The sequence below is a fragment of the Novosphingobium sp. PP1Y genome (genome assembly GCF_000253255.1).
Classification (GTDB): Bacteria; Pseudomonadota; Alphaproteobacteria; order Sphingomonadales; family Sphingomonadaceae; genus Novosphingobium.
In genome coordinates this window covers 3,594,670-3,619,658 of the sequence record NC_015580.1, presented here as the reverse complement: position 1 = coordinate 3,619,658, position 24,989 = coordinate 3,594,670, and the positions used below count along the sequence as shown (strand labels likewise).

Genomic DNA, 24,989 nt, shown 5'->3' with positions numbered 1-24,989 from the left:
AGCCACGATCAGTGCACCGAAGCCGGGTCGAGATTGCCGTTGGCGTCGAAGCGCAGCGTGACCGGCACCGACACTTCGGGGCGAACGCGCTTTTCGCCGCGCTTGAGCGACATGACGAAGGCAAGAATCGCGGCGACCGCGGCATAGTGCTCCTCGCGGATCACCTGGCGTTCGCGGGTGGTGTAGAACACCGAACGGGCAAGTGCGGGATACTCGAGGACCGGCAATTGGTACTCGGCGGCCAGTTCGCGCATGGCGAGCGCCTTGTCGCCGCGGCCCTTGGCCAGCACGATCGGGGCATGCGCCTTGTCCGGATCGTAAGTGAGCGCGATGGAGAAGTGCGTCGGGTTGGTGATGACGAACTGCGCCTCCTTCATGGCCGGGATCAGGCCGCCCATCGCGATCTTGCGCTGGGCGTTCCTGATCGCCGCCTTCTTCTCGGGCGAGCCTTCGCTTTCCTTGTTCTCGTCGCGCATTTCCTGAAGCGTCATCTTCAGGCGCGAGAGGCGGCGGACCATCTGCACCGGCACGTCGACCAGCGCGATCACGAAGAGACCGCCGGCAAGCCAGAACAGCAGAATGATGACGCCGTGCCAGGCATAGGAAAGCTGCCCGAACAGGTCGCCGCGGCCGAGCTTGGCGATGGTTTCGAGACGGCCGTCGGCCCAGAACCACGCGATCGTGCCGAGCAGGCCGACCTTGGCGATGCCCTTGCCCATCTCGATCCAGCCGTTCGGGCCGAACATGCGCTTGAGGCCCGACATCGGATTGATGCGCGAGGCCTTGGGCGCCATGTTGCCGCCGATCCAGCGACCCTCGCCGAAGCCGAGCTGCGAGATCAGCGAAACCGCGATGATCGCCAGGCCCAGCAGGAATACGGGCGGCAGGGCGGAGATGGCCGCCGAAACGATCAGCTGGCCGGGCTCGAAATCGTCGATCGCGGCGCGGTCCCAGACGAAACCGGCCCGTAGCGTTTCACTCAGCCGTTCGAGGACCCAGGGACCTGCGGCCAGCATCCAGACTGCGCCCACGGTGACGGCGCCAGCCGTGGCGAGTTCGCGCGAGCGAAGGACGTCGCCCTTCTGGGCTGCGTCGCGTTTGCGCTTCTCTGTTGGCGCAAAGCTCTTTTCGCCGCTCTGTTCGCTCATGGCTTCAGCAGGTCCGAAGTGGCGCCGATGGCATCGGCGGAAATGCGGGTGACGAGGTCGGTGAGGACCGGGGCGGAAATCAGCAGGGCGGCAATGCCGGCCAGAACGCCGGCAGGCAGGCCCAGCGCGAAGAGGTTGAGCGCAGGTGCCGAGCGGCTGAGGACGCCGGTGACCATCTGGACGATCAGCAGGATCAGGCTGACCGGCAGCGCGATGGTAACGGCGGTCACGAACATGTAGCTGGCGAAACCGGCGATTTCGGACAGGCGCTCTGCACCGAGCCAGGTGTGGCCCGGGGGGAAGCTCTTGTAGCTCTCGATTACCAGCGAGAACCACTGCAGGTGGGCGCCAAGGGCAAGGAAGACCAGGGTGATGACCACCGAGAAGTACTGGCCGAGAGCGGGCGACTGCGCACCCGAGTTGGGATCGACCGCGGTGGCCATGCTCATGCCCATCGAGCCGCCGATGATTTCCGCGGCAAGAACCGGGGCGGCAAAGGCGACCTGCAGGATGAAGCCGAGCGAGAGGCCGATGAGGACCTCACCGGCAACCGATACCATCCCTGCCAGCGAGAACAGCGCTGCGGGAGCCTGGACGTCGGTCCAGGCGCAGACGAGAACGGCAATGGCTCCGGCTGCGACGACGCGAAGCTGGGGCGGCACGCTCGCGGTCCCGAACAGCGGGGCGGCAACAAGCGCCGCGCCGATGCGGGTCATCACGAAGAGCAGCCGCCAGAAATCCTGTTCAAGCGCGCCGAAACCGAAGTCCAGGTTCATCACGGCAGGACGCGCTCCGCCTGCGAGATGTTCGCGATCTGGGCGAAGATCTCCTGGGTGAAGTCGCCGATCAGCGTCATCATCGAGCCGCCGAAGAGAACCAGCACCAATGCGGTGATGGCCAGCTTGGGGACGAAGGTCAGGGTCTGCTCGTTGACCGACGTGGCAGCCTGCACGACGCCGACCGCGAGGCCGACGACCAGCGAGGCGATCAGCACCGGGGCGGCGACGAGCGCCGTCACCCAGAGCATCTTGTCGGCCAGGCTGAGCAGGTTGGTGATGTCTTCCATCGCCCGCGCTACCCGAAGCTGGAGGCCAGCGAGCCCATAAGCAGCGCCCAGCCGTCGACCATGACGAAAAGCAGCAGCTTGAAAGGCAGCGAAACGACCATCGGGCTCATCATCATCATGCCCAGCGACATGAGGACGGAGGAGACCACGAGGTCGATCACGAGGAACGGCAGGAACAGCATGAAGCCGATCTGGAAGGCGGTCTTCAGTTCGCTGGTGACGAAGGCGGGCAGCAGGATCGAGAAGGGCACGTCGGCCGGCTTCGCGAAACGCGGTGCATTGGCCATCTCGGCGAACATCGTCAGGTCGCGCTCACGCGTCTGGCGGATCATGAAAGCGTGGAATTCCTTGCCGCCGTTGGCAATCGCCTGCTCGGCATTGATGGTGCCGGCGGAATAGGGGGCGATGGCATTGGCGTTCACGCGTTCGAGGGTGGGCGCCATGACGAACAGCGAGAGGAACAGCGACAGGCCGATCAGCACCTGATTGGGCGGCGATTGCTGCAGGCCCAGCGCCTGACGCAGGATCGCCAGCACCACCAGGATGCGGGTGAAGCTGGTCATCATCAGGATCAGGCTGGGCAGGATCGTCAGCAGCCCCATGATCAGGAGCAGCTGCAGCGAAAGGCTCATGCCCGGACCCTCGGTGCCGCCCATTGCCCCGAAGGCGCGGTCGAGCGCGCCGGGGATCGCCGAGTCCGATGCAGGCGCCGCCGCCGGAAGCGACTGGGCCTGGACCTGCGCGAAGGCCACCGCGGGAAGCAGCAGCGCCGGCAGTGCGGCGATCAGGGAAACGATGCGCTTCATTCGGGCAGGCTTTCCGCAGTGCGGGGACGCGCCGGTGCTTCGGCCAGGCGGGTGAGGCCGCCGCGCGAGGCCGAGACGAGGATCTCGCGGCCGTGGAATTCGATCACCGCAAGCTTGAGCGTGGGCGAGAGCATGGTGGTCTCGACGATGCGGATCGACTTCGAACCGCCGCCGATTCCGGCCTTTTCCTGCATCTTCTTCGCCAGCTTGAGGCAGCCCCAGGCGATGAAACCGATCAGTGGCAGCAGGATGATAAGCTTGAGGATGTACCACAGCATGATGCGTCAGCCCTGCGCGCCGCCGGGAAGCGGGATGGCATTTTCGTCGGCGGTTTCCTCGACGCCGACCATCTCGACGATGCGCAGGCCGAAGCGGCCGTTGTGCGAGACGACTTCGCCCTTGGCGATCGGCTTGCCGTTGACCAGGACGTCAAGCAGCTCGTCCGACATGCGGTCGAGGACGACGACGCTTTCCGGGCCGAGGGCGAGGATGTCCTTCAGCTTCATTTCGGTGCGGCCCAGCTCGACCGAGAGCCGGACGTCGACGTCGCGAAGAAAATCGAAACCGCGGGGATGAATGCTCATGGTTGATCGTCTTTCGTAGTCAGAATGCGTGGGAAACCTGAACCGCGACGCGATCGTCGAGTTCACCGATAGTGCCGTTGGCGACGGTCTGGTCGCCCACCTTGAGAGGAACGCTGCGCGCCACTGCCACCGGCAGGATGTCGCCGGGCTTGAGGCTGGACAGGCGCGAAAAGCCCATCGTCATGTCGACGAGGACGGCCTTCACCTGCAGCGGCATCGAAGCGAAGGGCTCCGACGCTGGATCGGGCGCGGCCTGCATCATGCGCGCCTTGCGCGGGTGGCGCGGCACGGTGACGAGTGCCGAAAGCGTCGTCTGCGGGAAAGCGAGCAGCATCGACCAGGGCTCGCAGCCGGTTTCCTCGACTTCGAGCGAAAGGAGCAGCAGCTCCTCGTTGCGGTCGAACGGTGCAAGCTGGCGCAGGCTGGTCTCGCGGCGCACGGTGCGCACCGCGTGCTTCGCTTCGCCGCCAAAAGCGATCGAGAGGGCATCGGCAACGGTGCCCTCGATGCGCGCGATCAGCAGTTCGGCAGAAAGCGGGAAGGTATCGGGCAGCGGGTCCGGCACGTCGCCGCGTCCGCCGAAGGCACGGTCGACGAGGCGGAAGACCGGCGCGGCCTCGAAGACGGCCAGCATTGGCCGGGATTCCGCACCCACCGCAAGGAGCGTGTGCGAGGCAAGGCCTTCCAGTTCCGACTGGATGGAGCCCAGCGTGCCGTCGAGCGGCATGCCGACGCGCACGACCGGGGCATCGCCGCCCGAGAGGCGGGCAAGGCCCGAGGCGAGCGCCCGCGCAAGCCGCTCGCCGATCAGCGAGAGAGCCGGGACGAGCTCGCCGATCGACGGACCGGTCCCCAGCAGTTCCTTGCAGTGGCGGGCTTTCATGCGCTCGGTTCCTTGGGATGCGGCGGACGTCATCGTCGGATCACTGGACGATGAAGCTGCGGAAGTAGACGGCGTCGACGCCGCCGAAGCCTTCCTTCTGGGTGAGGACCTTGTTGATCGCGGCGGTCATGCGCTTCTGCAGCTGTTCCTTGCCGGCCATCGTGTAGACGTTCTCTTCGGGTGTATCGGCGATGATGGTGAGAAGCTGGGAGCGGATCGCCAGTTCATGCTTCTTCAGCCACATCAGCACGCGGCCGTCGCGGCGGGTGGAGCAGGCCAGTGCCATCTGCACCATCGCGTCGGAGTTCTTGAGGTTCGAGGTGAATTCCTCGGAGAAGGTGTAGTAGGCGGTGCGATATTCGTCGCCGCCTTCGCCATCGACTTCCGCGGCGCCGCCTTCCTCCTTCTTGTCGCTGACCGGCGCGTAAGGGTCGACTTCGCCCTTGCGGATCAGCTTGGGATTGTTGTCCTGCTTGGCTTCGTGATGGCCGCCGCCGATCACGCCGGCCTGCACCAGGCCGAACATGCCGCCGCCGCCCACGGCCAGAAGGCCCACCGCGCCCAGGATCAGGCCGAGCTTGCCCTTGCTCTTGGCTGGCTTTTCTTCCTTGCCGGATTTGCTCATCTCAAAGTCCCCTGAATAGTCGGATGTCAGGCGTAGATGCCGCTACGCCGAGGGCCGCTGGCGGCCCCGTCGGACGGCTTGCGCTCGCCCTGCTGCGCGCCGGCCGAGGCGGACTGCGCGCGGTGAAAGTTGCGTTCGCCTTGCTCGGCGCGGGCCTGGGCGGCCTGTTGCTGCCCTTGACCCTGGCCCTGTCCGTTGCTCGATGCGGCGGACTGCTGCTGGGTCGATGCCTGGTGCTGCTGTTGCTGCTGGGCCTGCTGGCTGTCGCTGCGCTGCTGGTCGCCATTGCCCGCGGCATTGCCGGCGAGCGTCGCGGCGACTGCCGAGTGGACTGCCGACGTGAAGCCGGGATCGGCATTGGCGAGCGTCACGCTCATCTTCGCGTCGTCCTGGCGGAACTGCATCGAGACCTGGCCGAACTCGGCATGGTTGATCGCAGTGCGCACGACCTGCGGCGATGCAGCTTCGCGCGCTTCGGAAAGGCGGTCGACCAGCGTGGTGAAATCGTGCGGCTGCTCGACTGCTGTCGGCGCTGCTGCCGGGCCAGTCGCAATGACCGGTGCGGTCGAGGCGGTCGGCTGCGCGCTTGCGAAGTGCATGGCGGCGGGCTGCACTGCCGAGCGCGTTGCTGGCTGGCTGGCGGATTGGGCCGTGTCGATGTCCTTCTTGCCGGCGTCGGCAATGACCTCGCTCGCGGTGTTCGCCTTGGGGTCGGCAGTAGCGGTCGCATTGTTCGCTGCGGCCTTGGCTGTGTCGATGCGGGCCATGATTGCGGCTACCGGATTGAGGTCGGCCGGGGCCTGGGCCTGGGCGCCCTTGCCGGCTTCGGCCGCATCGGTGGTGACGATGGGGGCCAGCTTAACCTGCAGAACCTGTGTGGGCGCCACGGACTGGGCGGCGGCCTGAGCGGCAACCGGGGCCGCCGTGGCGATTTTGGCGACTGGCGCGGCTGCATCGGGCAGGACCTTGGTACCAGCGTTTCTGGCCGGTGTTGCGGTGCCCTGCACAAGCGCGCTCGGCGAAGCGGCAGAGCGGCCAGCGGAAGCGGTATCGGGAACCGCTGCCCGGAATTCGACGCGATCGTCGGTACCGGGCAGCGGTGGGACGACAAGCGGTATGACGGGATTGGCAGCCGCGATGGGCACGTCTGCCTGGTCAGAAGTCGCTTCTTCGTCGGGAGCATCGGTGGTCTTCGCCTCGCCCTTGCCTTCGCCCGCTTCTGCGGTTTCGGCGGTGGGCTTGGCATCCTTGATGAGGGTCGGTGCGGCAACGGTTGCGCCAGCGGCTACAGCGGCGGCAGCGGCATTTGCGGCAACCGGCAAATCCTTGCCGCTTTCGTTGCCGGTTGCCTTGCCGTCCTTGCCGCCATTGCCGGTCGCTTGCACTGCCAGCGCCGCCGTCAATGCGGCAGCGGCGGGCTTGGCTTCGCCCGTGGCGGTCTCGCCCGGGGTCCCCGCAGCGCCGAGAAGCGCGGCGAAGTCGGCGGTTTCCGTGCCGTTTGCTGCAGTCGTCGGCACTGTGCCGGCGGCCGGGGCAGCATTCGCGGAAATCGACGGGGCCGAGAGCTGGATCATGCCTTGATGGACCTCATGGTTAACCATGCAAGGTACTATTCAAGATCCGTGCCAGATCCCTTTCTGCTGCCGAGGGCCGGCGTTTGCCCGGCCTTGGCGATCATGCGTTCCTGCAGCAGCGCGCGTTCCTCGATGGCGGCGCGGCGCCGTTCCGCCTCGGCGAGGAGGCGCTGCTTGGCATCGGCGATCGACTGCGCGCGCATCGCGTCGCCGTCGGTGGTCTTGGTCAGGGCCTGCAGCCCGCTGACGAACCGGCCGACCTGGTGGAGCGAGCCGCCATCGGTCATTTCGCGGCGGCTGGCATAGTCGCTCGCCATCTGCCGGGTGCGGTCGGACAGCGCGCGCAATTGCGTGAGCGTGCTTTCCGCCTGCGCCGATTCCAGGGCGGCGGTCTGCTTGGCGATGGCGCGGATCTTCTCGAGCCGCTTGAGGCGCGCAAGCCGCTTGCGCTCTTCCTTCACGGCATTGCCTCACGGCAAGGGACAGGAGGAACCTGCGAACTCATCCCAGCAGCGCGGCAAGCTGGGCGCCGCTGTCGGGCAGGTCGATCACTTCACCGGCCTGCTGGCACAGGAAGGCGGTCAGCAACTCGTGCATCGCGATCGCCTTGTCGAGCTGCGGGTCGGCTCCGGCACGGTAGGCGCCCATCAGCACGAGGTCGCGGTTGGCCTCGTAGCTGGCGATAAGCGCGCGGAACTGGCGGGCCAGTTGCTGGTGCTCTGGCGAGACGATGTCGTTCATCACGCGGCTGAGCGAGGCGGCGATGTCGACCGCCGGATATTGCCCGCGCTGGGCGAGATCGCGCGAGAGCACGATGTGACCGTCGAGGATCGAGCGCGCGGTGTCGACCACCGGGTCGTCCTGGTTGTCGCCGTCTGCCAGCACCGTGTAGAGCCCGGTGATCGAGCCCATGCTGGCGGCCGAGTTGCCGGCGCGTTCGACGAGCTTGGTAATCGTGGCGAGAGCGGATGGCGGATAGCCGCGCGCTGCGCCGGGCTCGCCGAGCAGCAGGCCGATTTCGCGCGCGGCGTGGGCCACGCGGGTCAGGCTGTCGAGAATGAGCAGGACGCGCTTGCCCCGCGAGCGGAAGTACTCGGCCATCGAAGTGGCGAGCATAGCGCCACGCAGGCGCAGGTTCGGCGCGTGGTCGGCCGGTACGGCGACGACCACGGTCTTGTCCTTTTTCTCGGCGTTCATGTGCCGCTCGACGAAATCGGAAACCTCGCGGGCGCGCTCGCCGATCAGGCCGACGATGATCACGTCCGCGGTTGCGCCGCGCGCGATCATGTCGATCAGCACGGATTTGCCGACGCCCGATCCGGCCATGACGCCGATGCGCTGGCCGATGCCGAAAGTGGTGAGCGCGTTGAGTGAGCGCACACCGGTGTCGAAGCATTCGCGCACCGGGCTGCGATCGAGCGCCGAAGTGCGCACGCCGCCCGCGGGCCATTCGGTGCGGGTATGGATCGGCAGGCCGCCGTCGATCGGCAGGCCTTCGCCATCGACGGCACGGCCGAGAAAGGCGTCGCCCACCGGCAGCATGCCGGGGCGGCCTTCGGGGCATACGCGCGCGCCGGGGCGCAGCATGATCGTGTCGCCCAGCAACATCATCATCGTCTTGCCGTTGCGAAAGCCGATGACTTCGGCGGAGAGCGTCTTGCCCCGGCCATGGCCGACGCGGCACATCGCGCCTACCGGTACCGACAGGCCGCTAACTTCCAGCAGGCCGCCGTCGCAGGCGGTGACGAGGCCGAAGCGACGCGGCGTCAGGTCGACCGGCTCGGCGGCCAGGTCGGTCAGGATAGGGTCCCAGAGCTTCAGCACGCGCGGCTCAGCACTGTTGCAAGGCTTCGGCGATGGCGATGCGCCAGGTTGCCGGGCCATCCTCGACCCCGCCGCTGGCCGTCTCGATGCGGATCGTGCCGCGTTCGAGGCCGGCTTCTTCCTCAACCTGCCATTCAGCGGCAAGGCGCGGCGAAACCAGCTTCACGTCTTCGGGGTGCAGCTTGATCACGCGCTCGTCGTCGGCGCGCGAGAGCATGCCCACCGCGGCATTGATCCGGCGCACTAGGGCGTCCTCGTCGATCGCCAGCGGAGCGATCGCGCTTTCGCACAAGGCGGCCACGGTTTCGCGCAGGCGGTTGCGCAGTTCCTCTTCGAGTACCGCGTTGAGGCGCGTCAGCGAAAGCTCAAGTCCTTCGCGTGCGGCCGCTTCGGCCTGGGCCTGGGCCTGCGCCTCCTGCAGCGCCTGCTCGTAACCTGCGGTGAAGCCCTGGGTGAAGGCCTGCTCTACCGGATCGGGCGCAGCCGGTTCCTGGGCTGGAGGCGGCGGCGCCGGTTCGGGCTCGGGCGCGGGCAGCGCGCCGAAACGCGCGTCGGCGCGAAAGCCCTGCGGCTGGGCCATGGCCTCGAACAGGCTCATGCCTTGCGTGGGTATCTTGAAGCCGAGATCGGACATCGCGCTGCTCAGACGTATTCGTCATCGCCCGAGCCGAAGATGATCGAACCTTCGGCTGCGAGCTTGCGGGCGACGAGGACGACCTCCTTCTGTGCGGCGACGACGTCGGCCAGCTTGGTGCGACCGCGAGCGGCGATCTCGTCCTTGACGCCATCGGCGGCGCGGCTCGACATGGCGCGGAAGAAGTAGTCGCGTTCTTCCTCGCTGATGCCCTTGAGCGCGTCGATAAGGGTGTCGTTGCCGATGTCGCGCAGCAGCGTGCCCATCGACTGCGGGTCGAGCACGAAGAGATGCTCGAACTTGAACATCTCGTTCTCGATCTCCTTGGCGAGCGCCTTGTCGATCTTGCCGATCTCGCTCATCACCCGCTTCTCGATCACCTTGCCGGCGCCGTTGATGATGTCGGCCGCTTCCTTCGGACCGCCCATTGCCAGCGGGCGATGGCCATGGTTCTCGGTGATGCGGCGGGTCAGCAGTTCTTCCAGCATCGCGATGGCCTGCGGCGAAACCGGGCCGAGCGTGGCGATGCGGTGGACGATCTGCGACTGTTCTTCGGTCGGCAGGGCGTGCAGCACTTCGGCGGCGACGACCGGGTCGAGCTGCACCAGCAGGACGGCAATCGCCTGCGGATGCTCGCCCTTGACCAGCGGCACCAGCGCTTCGGAAGTGAGCCAGCGGGCCAGTTCGAGCGGCGAGGTCTTGGGCTCGTCCGGCATGATCTGGCGCATCACGCTCTCGGTCTTCACTTCGCCGATGGCGTTGCTCATCATCGAGCGGACCTTGTCGACGCGGTCATGCGCGACGAGGCCGAGCTTTTCGGTCTTCTCGACGAAGCCGGCGATCGCCTCGGCAATGACGTCCGGGCTGATCTCGCCCAGGGCGCACATCTTCTCGCCCAGGCGGCGCAGTTCATCGGGCTCGAGTTCGGACAGGATGCGCGAGGCATTGTCGTTGTCGAGCAGCATGACCATGACCGCGGCGTTGTCCGCCGGGAACAGGGGTACGACTTCGCTCACTGCGCGAATTCCTTCTTCTCGGCCTGCTGATCGAGCGGTTCGTTGAGCATCTGGCGCAAGGCGGCAACGGCGCTGTCGGGCCGTTCGGCCACCAGCTTCTGGGCAAGGTTGAGCTGCCTGGCGAGCAGGTCAGAACGGGTGATCTCGATGTCGACGTCTTCGGCGCCGCCGGCGGGCAGGGCGCCGCGCACGGCGCTGCGCTGCAGGACCGGCTGGCCGTTCTCGTCGAGGACGGTTTCGCCTTCCTCATCCAGTTCGTCTTCGTCGTCGGCAGCGCCTTTCTTGCCTTTCCTGGCCTTCTTGGCAGGCTTGGGCTTGTCGCCGCGCACGGCCTTGACCATCGGGCGCACGCCCAGCAGCAGCACCATCAGGACGGCAAGGACGGCCGAACCGTAGCGTACGACCATCGGGAACCACGGCATTTCGTAGAACGGCAGGGCGGCGGCATCCCCGATCGGCTCGAAGCTGCGCGCGATGACCTTGACCTGGTCGCCGCGCTGCGGGTTGGCGCCGACCGCGGCGCTGACGAGCGCCTCGATTTCCTGGATGTCCTTGGCCTTGGCGCCCTTCATGGCATCGGCGCTGATCGCGACCGCAACCGAGAGGCGCTTTATGCCGCCCGGCGTGGTGTTGGCGACCGAGACTTCGCGGCCCAGTTCATAAGTGCGCGAGGAGCGGGACTCGCCGTTGGTCGGCGGAGTCGCTCCCGGCTGCGGCGCGGTGCCCTGCGGCGCGCCCGGCTGGGCCTGCGTTACCGGCGGCGGTGTATTGGACAGGACGCCCGGGACGCCGACGGCCGGAGTGGCAGCGGTCGATTGCGACTGCGCCTCGGTCTCTGTGCGTACGACACCGTCCTTGTCGTAGCTTTCGCGGGCGGAAGTCACTTCGTCCATGTCGAGGTCGACCTGGATTTCCGAGGTGAAATTGCCTTCGCCAAGCATCGGGCGCAGCAGCTGCGAGACCTGTTCGCGCAGCTTGGATTCCATCCGGGCCTGCAGGTCGAGGCGGTCGCTGTCGACCCCGCCGGTCTCCGACAGGAGCTGGCCGTGCTGGTCGACGACGCGCACGGCGTCGGGCGAGAGGCCCGGCACCGAGCCGGCGACGAGATTGAGGATGGCCGAAACCTGGCTCTCGGTCAGCGAACGGCCGCGCGCGAGACGGACCATGACCGAAGCGGTCGGCGGCACGTTTTCACGCACGAAGACCGATTTCTCGCCCTGTGCCAGATGCACGCGGACCGATTCCACGCCGTCGATCTGGGCGATGGTCTGCTGCAGGTCGGCCTCGCGCGCTGCGCGCAGGCGTTCGCCTTCCAGCGTGCGGCTGGCGCCCATCGGCATGTTGTCGAGCATCTGCACGCCCGATTCCGGTGTCGCCAGCGCGCCGTCGGAAGCGACCAGCATGCGCGCCTTGTAGAAGTCGCCCTCGGAAACCGAGAGGGCGCCGGTGCTGTTGTCGATCGAGTAGTCGATCGAGGCCTGGTCGAGCGCGGCGGCGACGCTCGCGCGTTCGCTGTCGGCAAGCTGCGAGTACAGCACGCGCTGCGGTGAGGGCGCGAGCGCGCTCCACGCGAGCAGGGCCCCGCCGATGGCTGACAGGCCGACGAACACCGGCAGGACCTTGCGGACCGCCGGCTGGGCCGTGAAAGTGCCAAGGCGCGTGAGCATGCTGCCGCCTGCCGGATCGGTGAGCGGAGCAAACATCGACTGCGTGGCGGGCAGCGAGGCCGCCGGGACGCCGTCAGGCGTGGCTGGAACGAGCTCGGGCATGGTACATTATACCCCCATCCGCATGATGTCCTGGTAAGCGGACAACAGCTTGTTGCGAACCTGCATGGTCGCTTCGAATGCGACTCCGGCTTCCTGCCGGGCAAGCATGACACTGGCGACGTCGGTCACTTCACCGCGCTGGTAGGCGTCGGTGATCGTGTCCGATTTGGCTTGGACGGCATTGACGTTGTCGAGTGCCGTCTTGAGCGTATCGGCGAAACCCTGGGCCGGGGCCTGGACCTCGGTCGGGGCTGCGCCGCCGACACCGGCCACGCCGCCTGCCTGATCAGGGCCTTTCGGCGCATGAATTTGCTGGAGCAGTTCGTTGCGCTGGATGATCTGTTGGCGCATGGCCATGATCTGTTGAATTCCTCCAGCGCCGCCCCCGATGCCGGAGATGCCGCTCATCGACGGCCTCCTGCGGCCGCTCTGCCGATCTCGATCCCGGCATCACGCATCGAAGCGAGGCGATAGCGCAGGGTCCGTTCGGAGATGCCGAGTTCGCGGGCCGCACGCACCCGGCTGCCGCCGCATGCCTCGAGCGTCTCGACGATGGCGCGGGCTTCCGAGATCTGCACGATCGAGGAAAGCTTGCGCGGCGTTTCCGCCTCTTCGACCTGCGGCTGGGCTACGGTGACGCCGAAGCCGGTGGCCGTGACGGGCGATTCGATCAGGCGGGCCGGGCTGTCGAACACGATGTGCTCGGGCGTGATCACGTCGTTGCCGTGGGCAAGGAGCAGCGCGCGGCGCATGACGTTCTCCAGCTCGCGCACGTTGCCGGGCCAGGAGTGCAGCTTGAGCATCGCGATCGCCGCTTCGCTGGGGCACGGCACCTTGGCCGGGTCCGGCGCGTGACGCAGCGCCATCGCGAAGGCGAGCGGGGCGATGTCGTCGGCGCGCTCGCGCAGCGGGCGCAGCGTCAGCGGGAACACGTTGAGGCGGTAATAAAGGTCGGCGCGGAAGCGGCCTTCGGCCACTTCGGTCGGCAGGTCGCGGTTGGCGCAGGCGATGATGCGCACGTCGACCTTGATCGGCTTGGTCGAGCCGATCGGAACGACTTCCTGTTCCTGCAGCGCGCGCAGCAGCTTGGCCTGGAGCTGAAGCGGCATCTCGGCGATTTCGTCCAGCAGCAGGGTGCCGCCGTCCGCCGCGCGGATGAAGCCTTCGCTCGCCTGGGTAGCGCCGGTGAATGCGCCCTTCTGGTGGCCGAAGAGCATCGCCTCGAGCATCGTCTCGGGCATCGCCGCGCAGTTGACGGCGATGAACGGACCTTCGCGGCGCGGGCTGCGGGCGTGGATGAAGCGGCTCAGGACTTCCTTGCCGGTCCCGGTCGGGCCGTTGATCAGCACCGGAATGTCGCTGTTGGCCAGACGGTCGGCGAGAGCGAAGACCGAAAGGCTTTCCGGGTCCGCCGCGATCGGCTCGTCGGCGCCGGCCATGGCTGCGAGCAGCATGGCAAGCGAAGCTTCACTGACCGGATCGACATAAGTCAACGCGATCTGCGATGCGCCCTTGCGACCGAATGCGGGCGCAGTGCCGCGTGAAAGTTGAACCGACCGCGTGCGCGGACGGCCAGGAGCCTCGTCCGCAGCGTCACGCAAATCGATTGCACCAAGATCGAGGAGTGAAGTGGCAATAGCCATTCCCCGATCTGCCAGCGGTCCGTGCCGCTGGGCGAATTTCGAGTCGAAATTCAACCCGCCCATGTCTCGATGTCCCCCGTAGTATTAACCAATCTCCACGGCCGTTTATGCGGGTGATTCAGTTAAAAATTCGGAAAATTTTACACTCGGGATTCGGCGAAGTTTGACGGGATTCCGCGGGTTTATGATGGGGTGGGTAACCTTTTTTTGCCGGGGCGGCTTAAATTTGCCGCCAGCTTGCCGGTCTTCACCTTGGCAGCGGAGCCGGATGGGCCGGCGAAGCTGATCCGGAACTCGGGACATTCAACGGGAGCTACCTAAATGTCTGTTATCAATACCAACATCAGCGCGATTCGGGCTACCAACGCCTCGAACTCGGCAAGCAAGATGCTCAGCACCTCGATGGAACGCCTGTCGACCGGCAAGCGCATCAACTCCGCCAAGGACGACGCCGCAGGCCTCGCCATTGCGACCTCGATGACCTCGCAGATCAAGGGCATGAGCCAGGGCATCCGCAACGCTAACGACGGCATCTCGATGGCGCAGACCGCTGAAGGCGCGCTCTCGGAAGTCACCAACATGCTGCAGCGCGTTCGCGAACTGACCGTTCAGGGTTCGAACGACACCTATTCGGCCGACGACCGCACCCGCATGCAGACCGAAGTTTCGCAGCTTCAGTCGCAGATCACCGACGTTCTGGGCAACACTGAGTTCAACGGCAACAAGCTGTTCGACGGCACCGCCGGTACTGCCGGCACCGTCAAGATCCAGGTCGGCGCCAACGCTTCGGACACCATCGACCTGACCTTCGACGACGTGAGCGCCGGAACCGGCATGACTGCAGCCCTTGCCGTCGATGTGACCGCGCTGGCCGGTACCGAGCTCGACGACCTCGACACTGCTCTTGACGAAGTCTCGACCGCTCGCGCCAACCTGGGTGCTTCGCAGAACCGCCTCGACTCGGCCGTCAACACGATGACTGCCAACGTCACGAACCTCTCGGACGCCCGTTCGCGTATCGAAGACGCTGACTACTCGTCGGAAACGACCGCGATGGCCAAGTCGCAGATCCTGTCGCAGGCATCGACCGCGATGCTCGCCCAGGCGAACCAGAGCCAGCAGAACGTGCTCTCGCTGCTTCGCTAAGTAGCGAAAAGTAACCAATAGCCTGCATTCGGCAGGCTAAGGCCCCGACGGTTCTCCCCAGTCCGTCGGGGCCTTCTCCGTGCCTGCGCTTCGCGCGGGCCGACGCGATTCGTGCCGTTACCGAAGGCAACGCGTGGCAGCCGAGCGCGAATCGCGAACGGGTTAACGGCGAATCGGTCGGTGATTCGCTCTCGGCGAAGGCGCCGTGCCAGGGGCGTCATCCTTCGACAGGCTCAGGATGAACGGTGAGGGTGGCGCTGTCCTCGCTCTCCAGCCCTTTCGCCCCACCGCCTTCCGCTCAGGCAGAGCTTGTCGAAGTCCGGTCACGGCGGCGCGCGGTTCGCGTCCTGCGACAGTCTTCGGATGAGCAGTGACGTTGGCGCTGTCTTCGCTCTCCTGCATTGCCGCTCACTCTACCTCCAGCTCAGGCAGAGCTTGTCGAAGCCCGATCGCGGAGGCGCATGGCCCGCAGCCCGCGACAGGTTGAGGATGAATGGAGCGGGCGGGGCAGATCTCGATCACTTCGCGGCCACAGCCCTGTGTGGGCTGATCTGGTCGATGCCGCCCCGGCTTGGCCAGCTCGGATCCCAGCTCAAAGAAAAGCCCGCTCACGTCCAGGCCGGGGGATCGCGCATGAGTGCGGCAATCGCTCGGCGTGGGCGTGAACGGGCTGTCGTCAGGTGATTGGAGATCCGGGCCTACGGAGTTTGGAGACTGGCGGCCCGGCGAGGTTCGATGGCTTTTTGCGGCGGATCGTCCGGGAACGTCCGTCCCTTGCGCATTCTTTCTATTGTAGAGGGGTGGAACCGATGGGGGCGAATGGAAGGCGGGAACGCGGAAGGTGAGGGCATGGGGACCCTCACCTCACGGGCCGAAGATGATTGGAGATCGGGGGATCGGCCCGATTCGCGTCCCGCCGTGGACCGAGCCGAAGCTCAGTCCAGGAGAGTGATCGAGATACGGCGGTTGCGCGGGTCCTGCGGATTGTCGGGAATCAGCAGTTCCTTGTCGGCAACGCCTTCGATCCGCTTGAAGCGGTCTTCGGCGATGCCGTCACGCATCAGCGCCTGGCGGGTGGCTTCGGCGCGACCGGCCGAGAGCGACCAGTTGTTGCCGTAAGTGCCAGACTTGTAGGGCAGGGCGTCGGTGTGGCCACGCAGGGTCAGCTGGCCGCCGTCGGCTCCTACCGCGTCCGCAATCGCCGAGATCAGCTCGACTGCATCGGGCGTCAGCACGGTGGTGCCGAGACGGAACATCGAGAAGTCGGCATCGTCGACGAGGTCGATGCGCACACCGATCGAGGTGTCGACGAGGCGGACCTGCTTGGCCAGCTTGCGCAGCCTTTCGGTCGAACGCAGCTTTTCCTCGACAGATTGCTTGGCGCGGGCCGAGCGCTTGATCTTGGTGCCGCCCTCCTTGGGGCCGCCGGTCGCATCGCGCGGGATCGTCATGGCCTGGGTGCCGGTCTGGCCCATGGCATGCGGATAATTGTCGACGTCGGTCAGCGAAGAACCGCCCAGCAGGCCGTTGTTGGACCCGGCCGAGGATTCCTTGGTCTTGACCAGGGTCGGCGTGAAGTAGTCGGCAATGCCCTTGCGCTGCTTCTCGGTCGTCGCGCCGAGGATCCAGAGCAGGAGGAAGAAGGCCATCATCGCGGTCACGAAGTCGGCGTAGGCAACTTTCCAGGCACCGCCGTGGTGTCCGCCTTCCACCACCGTGATCTTCTTCACGATGATCGGCGGCGGCAGCTCGTTCTTGCCTCGCTTGGTGGCCACGTTAGCGTCCCCTCATCGCGTCGAGAAGTTCGGACAGGCCGGGGCGGAAGGAGTGGCCGAGACCCGAGCGGGCCGATTCCACGACCAGCGGCTGCGGCCATCCGTGAAGGCTGGCGATGACTACCTGCTTGACGGCGTGGAAGATCTGCTCGTCTTCCTCGATCACCTGCTTGAGGCGGCCGGCCATCGGCGCAACGATGCCGTAGGCGAGCAACACGCCCATGAAGGTGCCGACGAGCGCCGAGCCGATCATGCCGCCCAGAACCGAGGGCGGCTCGTCGATCGAGCCCATCGTCTTCACCACGCCGAGAACGGCGGCGACGATGCCCAGCGCAGGCAGCGAGTCTGCGAGCGTCTGCAGCGCGTGCTGCGGCTCGTGCAGCTCGTGGAAATGCGTCTTCATCGCATTGTCCATGACGTCCTCGACGGCATGGACTTCCAGCGTGCCCGAGGAGACCACGATGAGCGTCAGGGTGTCGCAGATCAGGTGGACGAGCGCGTCGTTGGCCAGCAGCCGCGGGAACTCGGCGAAAAGCGCGGACGACTTGGGTTCGTTGACGTGGCTTTCCAGCGCAACCGGACCTTCGGTGCGAAGGATCTTCATCAGGCGCGTGGTCAGGATGATCGCGTCGATGTGATCCTGCTTGTTGTGCTTGGGGCCCTTGAAGACCTTGGCCATGCCGCTGCCGAGCGCCTTGAGCTGGTGCATCGAGTTGCCGGTAACGATAGCGCCCACAGCGGCGCCGCCGATGATCAGCATCTCATGCGGGATCGCGTGCATGACCGGTCCCAGCGCGCCGCCGGTGAGGGCGAAGCCGCCGAATACCATGACCAGCAAGATCACGACGCCGACGATTGCAAACATGTTTGGAAGTCCCCCTGAAAAGTAGAAACCCGGTCCTGTCCCGTTGGACCGGGGGCAAGCGTCAGCTCAGATTGTTGAACAGCGATAGATTGGCGAGCTTGGTGAAGCTGGCCTGGCTGGCTTCCAGCACCAGCAGCGCTTCCTGCAGCGAAGCCGCGGTGGATGCGATGTCGGTCGCGCCGATGTCGGTTTCCTCGGTGGAGCGAAGCTGCGATAGGTTGGTGCGGCGATCGGTAGTCAGCTCGATCCAGGCAAGGCGGGTGCCGACCACGGTCTGTCCGGTCGTGAGCGAGTCGAGGCCGGCCTTGAGCGCATCCAGACCGTCATTGGCGGCACCGGCCGGATCGGCGGCCGCACCCTGAAGCGCAGCCCCGAGATTTTTCACGACCGACAGCAGGTCCGTCGGCGTACCGCCCACAGAGAAGTTGAGGAATTCCGGTCCGGTCAGCGAACGGGCGACCGTCTGGCCTTCGCCGAGCGGAAGGGTCCCCGAGGAAGGCGTGCCGACATAGACGGGATTGCCCGAGGCATCGAGCGCATAGGCGTCGCCGGAGCTTTCGCCGCCGAACAGGGCATGGCCGTTCGAATCGCGCGCATTGGCGAGGGTCATCAGGGTCGAATAGATCGAGTCCAGTTCGCGGCCGATGGAGGCGCGCTGGTCGCTTGAGATCGAATCGCTGGCCGCCTGGGTGGCGAGTTCCTGCGCACGGATCAGCGCATCCGACATGTCGGAAAGCGCGGCGTCGGCAAGGCTCAGGTCGGCATTGGCGCGCTGCGAGTTGGACTTGTCGATGTTGGAAAGCGATTCCAACCGCGAGAGCGAGCGCAGGCGCGAGGCCGCGACCGGATCGTCGGACGAGCGCGAGAGTTTGCTGCCGCTGGAGAGCTGGCCCTGCAGCGTCTCGGTCTGCGCGCGCAAGTCCTTCAGGTTGGCGCGGGACCGTTCGAAGAAGGCACTGGTGCTGGTGGAAACGATCGCCATGTCAGCCTCACCTGATGTTCAGGATGGAATCGAAGATGTCGCTTGCGACCTGCATGACGCGGCCGTTGGCCTGGAAAGCCTGCTGGTAGCGCACGAGGTTCACCGCTTCTTCGTCGAGGTCGACGCCGGCCTGCGCCTGGAGCGCGACCTTGGCGGTGCTTGCGATGGATTCCAGGGCGTCGCGCGTGACCGTGCGGCCGGCGACGGCGCTGGAAATGGTAAAGAGCAGGGTGTCCATTTCGCCGGCCGGATCGGCGGCGTCGAGGGCGCTGCGAAGGTCATTCAGGTTGCCGGGGTCGCGGCTGTTCGCTGCCGATCCGGCAGGGGCCGTCGCGATCGCGCTGCCATTGGTGGCGATCATCGCCATGTCGCCGGCGCCGGTACCCGAAAACAGCGGCTGGCCGGCATTGCCGTTGAGGTCGGCGCCATTGGCCTGTGCGGTGTTGACGACGTCGACGATCTTGGCGGCCAGCGTGTCTAGCTGGCTGCGGGTGTCGGCAAGCTGGGTGAGGGCCTGGCTCTGGCCGGCGAGCGCGCCCGAGCTGATCGAGGCAGCCGCGCCGTCCAGAGTAAAGGATATGGTGCCGTCGGCGGCCGTCGCCATCGCCAGCGTCGCTGTGGTTCCGCCCGAGACCAGCGTCTGCCCGGCAGTGCCGCCGATGGTGACGCTGACGGTCTTGTCCGGATTGTAGCTGGCGCTGACGTTGGCGACCTTGCTCATCTGCTCAAGCAGCGAGTCGCGCTGGTCGAGCAGCGTTGTCTGGTCGCTCGACTGGTCCGACGCGCGTGAGAGGCGCAGGTTGACGCGGGCCAGTTCGCCGGCGAGCCGGTTGACCTCGTCGACGCCGTCCTGGGCTTCGAACTGCAGTCCCTTGCCGACCGCATCGAGGCTGGAAGACGCGACGTTGAAGGTTTCCGAAAGGGTCCGTCCCTGCTCCAGCACGGCGGCTCGCAGCGAACCGTCGGTGGGGTCGGACAGAAGCTGCTGAAGGCTGCCTTCGAAGGCGACGATGGCGTCATAGACGCCGGTCTGTTCGACGGAGCTCTCGATGTTTTCCAGGCCTTGGACTTCCGTGCTCGCGCGGGCGGCATCGGCGCCGGTGCGGCGCACTTCGGCCTGGCGGAAGACGTCGGCATTGCGCACGACCCCATTTACCCGAACGCCTGCGAGGTTGACCGCCGTGGGGGCCGAGCTGACCGAGTTCGCAGCGAGTTCGGACACGCTGATCGTGCGGCGGACATAGCCCTCCGACGACGCGTTGGCGATATTCTGCGCGGTCAGGTCCAGTGCGGTGCGGGCCGCCGCAGCGCCGGACTTGGCAATCGAGAGGAGGTCTGCGCCCATGGTTTACCTTTGCGCCTTTTCTTGCGCCGCGACGTCGGCTTCTGGCGTGGTCTCTGCAGGCAAGAACCGTGCCATCTGCGCCTCGATGATCGAGGCCATGCCGAGCGTGCCGGATTCGGCGGTGACATCGGCGAAGTGCTCGTCCTGAAGCTGTCGGAATGTGTCCATCGCCTGGCTGCCGAACACGTCCTCGCCGCCAAAGTCGGTCTTGCGGGCGGCGGCCAGCATCTGGCGCACGAAGATGGCTTCGAACTGCTTGGCCGTCGTGTGCAGCTTCTCGCGGTCGCTGCCCTGCGCGTTGACGGTCAGGCCCGGGGTGGAAGGCAGGATGACGCTCATATCACCACCATCTCGGCCTTGAGCGCGCCGGCCTGCTTGAGCGCCTCGAGGATCGCCACGAGGTCAGAAGGTGTGACGCCCAGCATGTTGAGGGCATCGACGACCGAGGACAGCGAGGCACCAGGCTTGAACATCGCGACCGAACGCTTTTCCTCGTCGGTCGTGATCGTGCTGTTCTGCTCGACGGCGGTCTGGCCGCGGCTGAACGGCGCGGGCTGGACGACTGTCGGGTCCTCGTCGACGCGCACGGTCAGCTTGCCGTGGCTGATCGCGGCGGGCGAGAGGCGCACCGCATTGTTGATCACGACGGTCCCGGTGCGGCTGTTGACGATGACGCGCGCGGCGGTTTCCGCCGGTTCGACCTCGATCATCTCGATCGCGGCCATGACGCTGGCCCGGGTGTCGGACTGCGGCGGCAGGCGCAGGGCGAGGGTGACGCCGTCCTCGACCGAGGCGGTGCCCGGCAGGCGGCGGTTGATCGCGTCGCGCACGCGCGAGGCCGTGAGGAAGTCGGCGTTGAACAGGTTCCAGCGCAGCAGGGGATCGCTGTCGAAGCCGGTGGCGACTGCGCGTTCGACGCTGGCGCCATCGGCGATGCGGCCCACGGTCGGAATGTTGACGGTGACGTTCGAGCCGTCCTTGCCCGAAATGCCGAGCCCGCCGACCGCCAGGTTGCCCTGGGCCATCGCGTAGATCTGGCCGTCCGCGCCGTAGAGCGGGGTCATGATCAGCGCGCCGCCGCGCAGCGACTTGGCCTTGCCGATCGTCGAGACGGTCACGTCGATGCGCTGGCCCGGCTTGGCGAAGGCAGGCAGGTCGGCCGTGATCATCACTGCGGCGGCATTCTTGAGACCGGGCGAGACGCCGGGCGGCAGGGTCAGGCCCATGCGGCCCGAAACGCCCTTCATCGCCTGCGTCAGGTATTCCAGGTTGTCGTCGCCGGTGCCGGGCAGGCCGACGACTATGCCGTAGCCGGTCAGCTGGTTGGAGCGCACGCCCTGGAACTGGCCGAGGTCGCGTACGCGTTCGGCGCTGGCGATGCCCGGGGTCAGCGCGGTCATCGCTGCGGCAAGGACGAGCAGGATTTTGCGGATCATCTCGGCCTCCCTCAGAACGGCGAAATCATGTTGAAGAACTTGCCCAGCCAGCCCTGGCGGCTGGCGCGCTGGAGCGAGCCCTTGCCCGAATATTCGATCTTCGCATCTGCCACGCGGCTGGAGAGGATCGAGTTTTCCTCGTCGACGTCGGCCAGGCGAACGATGCCGGAGAACCGGACCCATTCATCACCCTGGCTGAGCAGCATCTGCTTTTCCCCTTTGACCAGCGCGGTGCCGTTTGGCCGCACTTCGGCGATCGTGACGGAAAGCGTCGAGGCGAGCGAACTCGTCTGGGCCGCATTTCCCTGACCATTGAACGACGAAGAGCTGCTGGCTTTAAGCGCATCGGGATTTAAAAATGACAGCGGCCCGGCCGTGGGCGGGGTGATCGAGGCGCCTCCGCCCTTCTGGCTCTTGGAACTGACGGCCTTGGACGCCGTCGTTGTCTCGATCAGGACGATGGTCAGCGGATCGCCGATCCGGCGCGCACGGTTGCCTTCGTAAAGTGCGGCATAGCCGGCCGAGGCATTGAAGATGCCGCCGGTCGGCGCGCTTGGCGCTGCGGGCTGGGCCAGGGGCAAGGTCGGCTCGAAGCCCGAAGGCTTGTGCTTCTTGGCATAGGCCGGCGCGCCGCCGAGTGCCGCAAGGGCGGCGACTGTGGCGATGGCCGAAACGATGGTCTTGCGCGTCATGGCGATCACAGCGTCTGGTTGGCGTTCTGCAACATCTGGTCGACGGCCGAGATCATCTTGGAGTTGATCTCGTAGGCGCGCTGGGTTTCGATCATGTCGACCAGCTCCTCGACGATGTTGACGTTGGAAGCCTCGAGCATCCCCTGCCGGATCTGGCCGCGGCCGTTTTCGCCGGGAACGCCGATCTGCGCCGGACCGCTGGCCGCGGTCTCGAGCATGAAGTTGTCCGAGGAAGCCTGCAGGCCGCCCGGGTTGGTGAAGCTGGCGACCGTGATCTGGCCGAGCTGCGTCGGGTCCGACTGGCCGGCGATCTGTGCCGAGACGGTGCCGTCGGTCGAGATGGTGATCGACGTGGCATTGTCCGGGACGGTGATCGAGGGCTGCAGCGCGTAACCTTGCGAGGTCACCAGCTGGCCTTCGGACGAACGGGTGAAGTTGCCCGCGCGGGTATAGCCGAGCTGGCCACCGGGAAGCTGGACCTGGAAATAACCCGTGCCGTCGAGCGCGAGGTCGAGCGAGTTGCCGGTCGTCTCCAGCGAGCCTTGCGTTTCCATGCGCGTGGTCGACTGGATGGCAACGCCGGTGCCCAGATTTAGGCCGGTGGCGTAAGTGGTCTCGGTCGATGAGTCCGCCCCGGCCACGCGCGCGTCCTGGTAGGCCAGCGTCGCGAAGTTGGCGCGGTCGCGCTTGAACGCGGTGGTACCGACGTTGGCGAGGTTGTTGGCGATCACGCGCATGCGCTGGTCTTGGGCTTCGAGACCGGTGCGGGCGACCTGGAGTGCTGAGCTAGGCATGGTTTCTTACTCCTCAGGAATCGATGCGCATGAGACGCGCGCCGCCTTCGTCGAGCTGCTTGGCGGTGTCGACGAGCTTGGTACGCATGTCGAAAAGGCGCTGGGCCGAGATCATCTCGACCAGCACTTCGGATGCGTTCACGTTTGACTGTTCAAGGGCCTCGGGGGTCAGCCGGGCGTTCTCGTCGACCGGCAGAACGCCGCCGCCGCGCACGCGGAACTGGCCGGCGAGGTCCTTCTCGATCTGCGATCCGGTGGTGCTGACCAGCTTGAGGCGGTCGAGGCGGACCGGCGGGTCCTGGGGCGTTGCCGGGTCCTTGACCAGCACGCCGCCGTCGGGCGCGATGGTGACGATCGAACCGGGCGGGACCGTGACCGGGCCGTTGTCGCCCAGGACGGGCAGGCCCTCGCCGTTCTCGATCACGCCGGTGACCGAGACCGAGAGGTCGCCGCGGCGGGTATAGGCCTCGCCGCCGTCGTAGGCCTGGACCGCGAGCATGGCATCGCCGTCGAGCGCGACGTCGAGCGGATTGCCGGTCGAGGTGACCGAGCCTTCCTTCATCGATGCGCCGCGCACTTCGGTGCTGGTCATCGCGCGCGCTTCCAGCTGCGGGCCTTCCAGCGTCATCGGCGTCGCCTGGATGATTTCCTTGCGAAAGCCGATCGTCTGGGCATTGGCCATGTTGCTTGCGATCACGCGCTCGCGCGTCATCGAGGCATTCATGCCGGAAACGGCGGTATAGATCAGCCGGTCCATGGGGTCAGGTCCTTGTCAGGGTTTGCTACTGCTGGCTTCAGGTCCGCAGGTTGATGATGGTCTGCGAGATCTGGGTGGCGGTATCGACGGCCTTGGCATTGGCCTGGAAGTTGCGCTGCGCGGTGATCAGCGAGACCAGTTCCTCGGCGATGTCGACGTTGGAACGCTCGATTGCACCGGAGAGCAGTTCGCCATAGAGACCGCCGCCCGCTTGGCCGTAGTTGGCAGCGCCCGAGACGCCGGTGGCTTCCCAGCTGGCATTGCCGACCTGCTTGAGACCGGTGGGAGAGATGAAGGAGGCCATCGCGACGACGCCGAGCGTGGCGTTCGAACCGTCGGCGTAAGTGGCGACGACGTTGCCGTTCACGCCGATCGTGACACCGGCGAATTCCGAACCGGCTGCGTTGGTCTGCGGGATCTGTACGTCCTGCAGGGTGGTGGTCGAAGTGATCGCGCCGGTGGCGTCGACCGGGAAGGCCTGCAGGCGCGAACCCACGGCATTCTGGACATAGCCCTGGCCGTCGACGTTGAACGAGCCGGCGCGGGTGTACTGGGTCTCACCCGAGATCGGCGAGACGACGGTGAAGAAGCCTTCGCCGTTGATCGCGATGTCCAGCGCATTGCCGGTCTGCTCGACCGCGCCCAGCGAGAAGTTCTGGGTGATTGACGAGACGCGCGCGCCGATGCCGACGGTCAGCTTCGGGTCCGAAAAGGCCGAGGAGGAGACGATGTCCGCGAAGGCGGTATCGCTCTTCTTGAAGCCGCTGGTCTCGGCGTTGGCGATGTTGTTCGAGATGACGTTGAGGTCGGTCTGGGCGTTCTTGAGGCCGGTAAGCGAAGTGTAGAAAGACATGGCGTTGGTCTCCAGGAATGCGGTGTCAGGCGCTGGCCGAGCTGTCGGTCGCCTGCGAAGCGGCTACTTGCTGTGCGAGCGAGGTCAGGGCCTCGTTGGTCGAAGTCTGGGCCGTCACGAGCGTGTCGAGCTTCGAGGAAATCGTGCTCAGCGTGTCGGACATCTCGGTCGTGCTCGAGAGCTGCGAGAACTGCGCCATCTGCGCGAGCATTTCCTTCTGGTCGACCGGGTTGGTCGGGTCCTGCTGCTGCATCTGCGCGAGCATCAGCTTGAGGAAATCGCCGGAATTGAGCGAAGCGAGCGAAGTCTTGTTGGTCGACGAGGTGCTCGTCGACGCGCTTGTCGAATTTACGGAACTGACGGTCATTTGAGCCTCATCGTGTCGAGCATGAGTTGCTTGGCGGTGGAAAGGGCCTCGACCATGTTCTGGTACTGGCGCGAGGCCTCGAGCATCTCGACCATCTCGGCGTTCTCATCGACGGGAGCGGCCCAGACATCGCCGTTTTCATCGGCGAGCGGGTGGTCGGGATTGTGTTCGCGCACCGCTGCGGCCTGTTCGCGCACCACACCCTGCACCTGAACGGTGGCAAGGCCGCTGGCGCGATCGAGGTCCTCGGCGAAGACGGCGCGGATCGGCTTGTAGGCATCCGCCTCGCTGCCCGACACGGTGCCGGCATTGGCGAGGTTGGAAGCGGCGGCGTTCATGCGCACGAGCTGGGCGGACATGCCGCGCTGTGCGACGTCGAAGATGGTAAAGGGCTGACCGGCCATC

At 66.2% G+C, this 24,989-nt stretch carries 30 protein-coding genes; 2 read left to right on the top strand and 28 right to left on the bottom strand.

What is annotated here, in order from left to right; genetic code table 11:
- Positions 1-8 precede the first annotated feature (8 nt).
- Genes PP1Y_RS23090 through PP1Y_RS23015 form a run of 16 tightly spaced genes read right to left on the bottom strand, consistent with a single transcriptional unit; the run spans position 9 to position 13,572 of the window.
- Entirely contained in the window at positions 9-1,148 is a 1,140-nt protein-coding gene (locus PP1Y_RS23090; RefSeq protein WP_007012327.1) for a flagellar biosynthesis protein FlhB, read from the bottom strand.
- Positions 1,145-1,924 (bottom strand): flagellar biosynthetic protein FliR, encoded by a 780-nt coding sequence (fliR, locus tag PP1Y_RS23085; protein ID WP_013834339.1) that lies wholly within the window; start codon positions 1,922-1,924, stop codon positions 1,145-1,147. The genes PP1Y_RS23090 and fliR overlap by 4 nt, the downstream gene beginning before the upstream one ends.
- Positions 1,924-2,214 carry a flagellar biosynthesis protein FliQ gene (gene fliQ, locus PP1Y_RS23080; RefSeq protein ID WP_007012325.1) on the bottom strand — a complete coding sequence of 97 codons (291 nt, stop codon included), beginning with the start codon at positions 2,212-2,214 and terminating at the stop codon, positions 1,924-1,926. Before fliQ ends, fliR begins: the two co-directional genes overlap by 1 nt.
- 8 nt (positions 2,215-2,222) lie before the next feature.
- Entirely contained in the window at positions 2,223-3,020 is a 798-nt protein-coding gene (gene fliP / locus PP1Y_RS23075) for a flagellar type III secretion system pore protein FliP (RefSeq protein WP_007012324.1), read from the bottom strand.
- A complete protein-coding gene (locus tag PP1Y_RS23070) occupies positions 3,017-3,298 on the bottom strand; it encodes a flagellar biosynthetic protein FliO (RefSeq protein WP_007012323.1) in 282 nt (93 codons plus the stop codon). Before PP1Y_RS23070 ends, fliP begins: the two co-directional genes overlap by 4 nt.
- 6 nt (positions 3,299-3,304) lie before the next feature.
- Positions 3,305-3,604, bottom strand: a complete 300-nt coding sequence (gene fliN, locus PP1Y_RS23065; RefSeq protein ID WP_007012322.1) for a flagellar motor switch protein FliN — start codon at positions 3,602-3,604, stop codon at positions 3,305-3,307.
- A 19-nt stretch (positions 3,605-3,623) separates the two neighbouring features.
- Positions 3,624-4,487 (bottom strand): FliM/FliN family flagellar motor switch protein, encoded by an 864-nt coding sequence (locus tag PP1Y_RS23060; protein WP_013834337.1) that lies wholly within the window; start codon positions 4,485-4,487, stop codon positions 3,624-3,626.
- A 40-nt stretch (positions 4,488-4,527) separates the two neighbouring features.
- Entirely contained in the window at positions 4,528-5,112 is a 585-nt protein-coding gene (fliL, locus tag PP1Y_RS23055) for a flagellar basal body-associated protein FliL (RefSeq protein ID WP_041559126.1), read from the bottom strand.
- 26 nt (positions 5,113-5,138) lie between these two features.
- Positions 5,139-6,686: a hypothetical protein gene (locus PP1Y_RS23050; RefSeq protein ID WP_148275057.1), complete on the bottom strand. Its 1,548-nt coding sequence runs from the start codon at positions 6,684-6,686 to the stop codon at positions 5,139-5,141.
- A 35-nt stretch (positions 6,687-6,721) separates the two neighbouring features.
- Positions 6,722-7,147 (bottom strand): hypothetical protein, encoded by a 426-nt coding sequence (locus PP1Y_RS23045; RefSeq protein WP_013834334.1) that lies wholly within the window; start codon positions 7,145-7,147, stop codon positions 6,722-6,724.
- A 40-nt stretch (positions 7,148-7,187) separates the two neighbouring features.
- Positions 7,188-8,510, bottom strand: a complete 1,323-nt coding sequence (locus PP1Y_RS23040; protein WP_041559125.1) for a FliI/YscN family ATPase — start codon at positions 8,508-8,510, stop codon at positions 7,188-7,190.
- 7 nt (positions 8,511-8,517) lie between these two features.
- Positions 8,518-9,144, bottom strand: coding sequence for a FliH/SctL family protein (locus PP1Y_RS23035; protein WP_041559124.1), 627 nt, complete (start codon positions 9,142-9,144; stop codon positions 8,518-8,520).
- Between the two features lie 8 nt (positions 9,145-9,152).
- Complete coding sequence (gene fliG / locus PP1Y_RS23030) at positions 9,153-10,160, bottom strand: flagellar motor switch protein FliG (protein WP_013834332.1); 1,008 nt, start codon at positions 10,158-10,160, stop codon at positions 9,153-9,155.
- Positions 10,157-11,929, bottom strand: coding sequence for a flagellar basal-body MS-ring/collar protein FliF (fliF, locus tag PP1Y_RS23025; protein WP_013834331.1), 1,773 nt, complete (start codon positions 11,927-11,929; stop codon positions 10,157-10,159). Before fliF ends, fliG begins: the two co-directional genes overlap by 4 nt.
- Before the next feature lie 6 nt (positions 11,930-11,935).
- Positions 11,936-12,337 (bottom strand): flagellar hook-basal body complex protein FliE, encoded by a 402-nt coding sequence (gene fliE, locus PP1Y_RS23020; protein ID WP_007012313.1) that lies wholly within the window; start codon positions 12,335-12,337, stop codon positions 11,936-11,938.
- Positions 12,334-13,572 (bottom strand): sigma-54-dependent Fis family transcriptional regulator, encoded by a 1,239-nt coding sequence (locus PP1Y_RS23015; RefSeq protein WP_013834329.1) that lies wholly within the window; start codon positions 13,570-13,572, stop codon positions 12,334-12,336. Before PP1Y_RS23015 ends, fliE begins: the two co-directional genes overlap by 4 nt.
- A gap of 321 nt (positions 13,573-13,893) precedes the next feature.
- Between PP1Y_RS23015 and PP1Y_RS23010 the strand changes: the two genes are divergently transcribed.
- Together PP1Y_RS23010 and PP1Y_RS26065 are read left to right on the top strand one after the other, a co-directional pair.
- A complete protein-coding gene (locus PP1Y_RS23010) occupies positions 13,894-14,718 on the top strand; it encodes a flagellin (RefSeq protein ID WP_013834328.1) in 825 nt (274 codons plus the stop codon).
- Positions 14,719-15,081: 363 nt separating this feature from the next.
- Positions 15,082-15,402 carry a hypothetical protein gene (locus tag PP1Y_RS26065; RefSeq protein ID WP_158511873.1) on the top strand — a complete coding sequence of 107 codons (321 nt, stop codon included), beginning with the start codon at positions 15,082-15,084 and terminating at the stop codon, positions 15,400-15,402.
- 251 nt (positions 15,403-15,653) lie between these two features.
- Here PP1Y_RS26065 and PP1Y_RS23000 read toward each other — a convergent pair whose 3' ends face one another.
- The 12 genes from PP1Y_RS23000 to flgC form a co-directional block, all read right to left on the bottom strand.
- Positions 15,654-16,493, bottom strand: a complete 840-nt coding sequence (locus tag PP1Y_RS23000; protein ID WP_013834327.1) for a flagellar motor protein MotB — start codon at positions 16,491-16,493, stop codon at positions 15,654-15,656.
- A 1-nt stretch (position 16,494) separates the two neighbouring features.
- Positions 16,495-17,358, bottom strand: a complete 864-nt coding sequence (gene motA / locus PP1Y_RS22995; protein WP_013834326.1) for a flagellar motor stator protein MotA — start codon at positions 17,356-17,358, stop codon at positions 16,495-16,497.
- Between the two features lie 61 nt (positions 17,359-17,419).
- A complete protein-coding gene (locus tag PP1Y_RS22990) occupies positions 17,420-18,340 on the bottom strand; it encodes a flagellar hook protein FlgL (RefSeq protein WP_013834325.1) in 921 nt (306 codons plus the stop codon).
- A 7-nt stretch (positions 18,341-18,347) separates the two neighbouring features.
- Complete coding sequence (gene flgK / locus PP1Y_RS22985; protein WP_013834324.1) at positions 18,348-19,685, bottom strand: flagellar hook-associated protein FlgK; 1,338 nt, start codon at positions 19,683-19,685, stop codon at positions 18,348-18,350.
- A gap of 3 nt (positions 19,686-19,688) precedes the next feature.
- The gene (locus PP1Y_RS22980) at positions 19,689-20,024 is read right to left on the bottom strand and encodes a rod-binding protein (protein ID WP_013834323.1); all 336 of its coding nucleotides are present in this window, start codon (positions 20,022-20,024) and stop codon (positions 19,689-19,691) included.
- Entirely contained in the window at positions 20,021-21,121 is a 1,101-nt protein-coding gene (locus PP1Y_RS22975; RefSeq protein ID WP_041559121.1) for a flagellar basal body P-ring protein FlgI, read from the bottom strand. The genes PP1Y_RS22980 and PP1Y_RS22975 overlap by 4 nt, the downstream gene beginning before the upstream one ends.
- Before the next feature lie 11 nt (positions 21,122-21,132).
- On the bottom strand, positions 21,133-21,813 hold the full coding sequence (locus PP1Y_RS22970) for a flagellar basal body L-ring protein FlgH (protein ID WP_013834321.1): 681 nt from the start codon (positions 21,811-21,813) through the stop codon (positions 21,133-21,135).
- 5 nt (positions 21,814-21,818) lie between these two features.
- Positions 21,819-22,607, bottom strand: coding sequence for a flagellar basal-body rod protein FlgG (gene flgG / locus PP1Y_RS22965; protein ID WP_013834320.1), 789 nt, complete (start codon positions 22,605-22,607; stop codon positions 21,819-21,821).
- A 13-nt stretch (positions 22,608-22,620) separates the two neighbouring features.
- Positions 22,621-23,364, bottom strand: a complete 744-nt coding sequence (locus PP1Y_RS22960) for a flagellar basal body rod protein FlgF (protein ID WP_013834319.1) — start codon at positions 23,362-23,364, stop codon at positions 22,621-22,623.
- A 37-nt stretch (positions 23,365-23,401) separates the two neighbouring features.
- Entirely contained in the window at positions 23,402-24,217 is an 816-nt protein-coding gene (locus tag PP1Y_RS22955) for a flagellar hook-basal body complex protein (RefSeq protein WP_013834318.1), read from the bottom strand.
- A gap of 25 nt (positions 24,218-24,242) precedes the next feature.
- Positions 24,243-24,584 carry a flagellar hook capping FlgD N-terminal domain-containing protein gene (locus PP1Y_RS22950; protein WP_013834317.1) on the bottom strand — a complete coding sequence of 114 codons (342 nt, stop codon included), beginning with the start codon at positions 24,582-24,584 and terminating at the stop codon, positions 24,243-24,245.
- Positions 24,581-24,988, bottom strand: a complete 408-nt coding sequence (flgC, locus tag PP1Y_RS22945) for a flagellar basal body rod protein FlgC (RefSeq protein WP_007012299.1) — start codon at positions 24,986-24,988, stop codon at positions 24,581-24,583. Before flgC ends, PP1Y_RS22950 begins: the two co-directional genes overlap by 4 nt.
- Position 24,989: the final 1 nt, after the last annotated feature.

Bases quoted from the DNA above. Each gene is read 5' to 3' on its own strand.
- PP1Y_RS23090 (WP_007012327.1), bottom strand. From the start codon at position 1,148: ATGAGCGAACAGAGCGGCGAAAAGAGCTTTGCGCCAACAGAGAAGCGC.
- fliR (WP_013834339.1), bottom strand. From the start codon at position 1,924: ATGAACCTGGACTTCGGTTTCGGCGCGCTTGAACAGGATTTCTGGCGG.
- fliQ (WP_007012325.1), bottom strand. From the start codon at position 2,214: ATGGAAGACATCACCAACCTGCTCAGCCTGGCCGACAAGATGCTCTGG.
- fliP (WP_007012324.1), bottom strand. From the start codon at position 3,020: ATGAAGCGCATCGTTTCCCTGATCGCCGCACTGCCGGCGCTGCTGCTT.
- PP1Y_RS23070 (WP_007012323.1), bottom strand. From the start codon at position 3,298: ATGCTGTGGTACATCCTCAAGCTTATCATCCTGCTGCCACTGATCGGT.
- fliN (WP_007012322.1), bottom strand. From the start codon at position 3,604: ATGAGCATTCATCCCCGCGGTTTCGATTTTCTTCGCGACGTCGACGTC.
- PP1Y_RS23060 (WP_013834337.1), bottom strand. From the start codon at position 4,487: ATGAAAGCCCGCCACTGCAAGGAACTGCTGGGGACCGGTCCGTCGATC.
- fliL (WP_041559126.1), bottom strand. From the start codon at position 5,112: ATGAGCAAATCCGGCAAGGAAGAAAAGCCAGCCAAGAGCAAGGGCAAG.
- PP1Y_RS23050 (WP_148275057.1), bottom strand. From the start codon at position 6,686: ATGATCCAGCTCTCGGCCCCGTCGATTTCCGCGAATGCTGCCCCGGCC.
- PP1Y_RS23035 (WP_041559124.1), bottom strand. From the start codon at position 9,144: ATGTCCGATCTCGGCTTCAAGATACCCACGCAAGGCATGAGCCTGTTC.
- fliF (WP_013834331.1), bottom strand. From the start codon at position 11,929: ATGCCCGAGCTCGTTCCAGCCACGCCTGACGGCGTCCCGGCGGCCTCG.
- fliE (WP_007012313.1), bottom strand. From the start codon at position 12,337: ATGAGCGGCATCTCCGGCATCGGGGGCGGCGCTGGAGGAATTCAACAG.
- PP1Y_RS23015 (WP_013834329.1), bottom strand. From the start codon at position 13,572: ATGGCTATTGCCACTTCACTCCTCGATCTTGGTGCAATCGATTTGCGT.
- PP1Y_RS23010 (WP_013834328.1), top strand. From the start codon at position 13,894: ATGTCTGTTATCAATACCAACATCAGCGCGATTCGGGCTACCAACGCC.
- PP1Y_RS26065 (WP_158511873.1), top strand. From the start codon at position 15,082: ATGAGCAGTGACGTTGGCGCTGTCTTCGCTCTCCTGCATTGCCGCTCA.
- motA (WP_013834326.1), bottom strand. From the start codon at position 17,358: ATGTTTGCAATCGTCGGCGTCGTGATCTTGCTGGTCATGGTATTCGGC.
- PP1Y_RS22990 (WP_013834325.1), bottom strand. From the start codon at position 18,340: ATGGCGATCGTTTCCACCAGCACCAGTGCCTTCTTCGAACGGTCCCGC.
- flgK (WP_013834324.1), bottom strand. From the start codon at position 19,685: ATGGGCGCAGACCTCCTCTCGATTGCCAAGTCCGGCGCTGCGGCGGCC.
- PP1Y_RS22980 (WP_013834323.1), bottom strand. From the start codon at position 20,024: ATGAGCGTCATCCTGCCTTCCACCCCGGGCCTGACCGTCAACGCGCAG.
- PP1Y_RS22975 (WP_041559121.1), bottom strand. From the start codon at position 21,121: ATGATCCGCAAAATCCTGCTCGTCCTTGCCGCAGCGATGACCGCGCTG.
- PP1Y_RS22970 (WP_013834321.1), bottom strand. From the start codon at position 21,813: ATGACGCGCAAGACCATCGTTTCGGCCATCGCCACAGTCGCCGCCCTT.
- flgG (WP_013834320.1), bottom strand. From the start codon at position 22,607: ATGCCTAGCTCAGCACTCCAGGTCGCCCGCACCGGTCTCGAAGCCCAA.
- PP1Y_RS22960 (WP_013834319.1), bottom strand. From the start codon at position 23,364: ATGGACCGGCTGATCTATACCGCCGTTTCCGGCATGAATGCCTCGATG.
- PP1Y_RS22955 (WP_013834318.1), bottom strand. From the start codon at position 24,217: ATGTCTTTCTACACTTCGCTTACCGGCCTCAAGAACGCCCAGACCGAC.
- PP1Y_RS22950 (WP_013834317.1), bottom strand. From the start codon at position 24,584: ATGACCGTCAGTTCCGTAAATTCGACAAGCGCGTCGACGAGCACCTCG.
- flgC (WP_007012299.1), bottom strand. From the start codon at position 24,988: ATGGCCGGTCAGCCCTTTACCATCTTCGACGTCGCACAGCGCGGCATG.